Source organism: Desulfovibrio sp. 1214_IL3152 (genome assembly GCF_036763055.1).
GTDB lineage: Bacteria > Desulfobacterota > Desulfovibrionia > Desulfovibrionales > Desulfovibrionaceae > Desulfovibrio.
Genome location: NZ_JBAIYW010000272.1, coordinates 1 through 1,233, shown reverse-complemented (window position 1 = coordinate 1,233; position 1,233 = coordinate 1). Strand labels below are relative to the sequence as shown.

Annotated in this window: 2 protein-coding genes; both read left to right on the top strand. The window is 60.2% G+C overall.

The features are described 5' to 3' along the window. On the top strand, positions 1-759 hold a 759-nt coding region (locus tag V6C07_RS05840; RefSeq protein ID WP_333535426.1), incomplete at its 5' end, for a serine protease. Further along, positions 756-1,233 (top strand): proton-translocating transhydrogenase family protein (locus V6C07_RS05835; RefSeq protein ID WP_333535425.1); only part of this gene is annotated, 478 nt, incomplete at its 3' end. The genes V6C07_RS05840 and V6C07_RS05835, both read left to right, overlap by 4 nt.

Below are 1,233 nucleotides of genomic sequence, written 5' to 3'. Positions count from 1 at the left end.
TTCACGCCCCCTCAAGGCTTTGCCGCGCTTATGGAACAGGCCACGGTACTTGTGCTGGCCTTGCAGCCCGAGGGGCTTTCAATGGGTTCGGGATTTTTTGTATCTCCGAACCATGTGGTCACCAATGCGCATGTGGTCGGCCCCGCAGGCAAGGCAGTTGTTGTCAGCAAGGCTACCGGCGCGCCCCTGCCCGCCCGCGTTCTGCTGTCCACACAAAGCGCGGGCCGCGATTTTGCCGTGCTCGCCGTTGAAAACAACCCGGCCATCACCCCCCTGCCGCTGACAACCGATGTCTGGCGCACGGAAAAAGTCAGCGCATGGGGTTTTCCCGGTGCCGTGACCAATGATGATCCCAAATTTCTGGCCCTGCTCAAGGGCAATGAAGCGGCAGCGCCCGAAGTGGTTTATACCGAAGGCGTGGTCAGCGTCATTCTGGAGCGCAACCCGCCCCTTATCGTGCATACGGCTACCGTATCGCAAGGCAACAGCGGCGGGCCGCTGGTCAACGACAAGGGCGAAGTTGTGGGCATCAATACCTTTATAAAACTGGATGACGGATCCTACAGGCAATCAAGCCTGGCGATTGTAAGCGCCAGTCTTGCGGATTTTCTGCGCGCTGCGGGAATTCCCTTTACTCTGGCTGCGCCCACGCCATCAGGCCAACCGGGCCAGGGGCAGACTCCCGGACAGGAAAAATCCTCCGCCCCTGAAAAGACGGCGCAAAAAGGCGCAGGTAACACCCAGGGAGGCAAGCCATGAGCATACGTATCGCTGTCAGCATGCGTGGCCCCATGCGGGCGCTTGCCAGTCAGGGCATACTTGCCACAGATTGCCACGCCCAGCTCAAGGCCATACTGCTGCAAAAACTGGGGCCGGAACATGCCGCCCTGCTTGCGGAGCCGCAGCACGACGCCGAAGGCAGCAGCGTGGACTGGTATGCCGAAGGTCAGGGACCAGCAATTGCCCTCAAAGACCTTCCGGAAGAAGAAGCCAACGTCCTGCGCGCCAAGGCTGCGTCTCTGGCACGTGACATCGCGGCCCTTTCCGGTACGCTTACCACGGATGCGCAGGCACGCCAGGCCCTTTCCGGCCAATTGCTGCGTCTTGTAACCGCGACCCATCTTGCCGGTTCGACCTTTTTCACGCTTCTGGGGGCTCTTGCCGTGGCAATGGCTATTGTCAACGTTTTCGGCGGATTCGACATCACCAATAAAATGCTCCGCATGGTCGCCG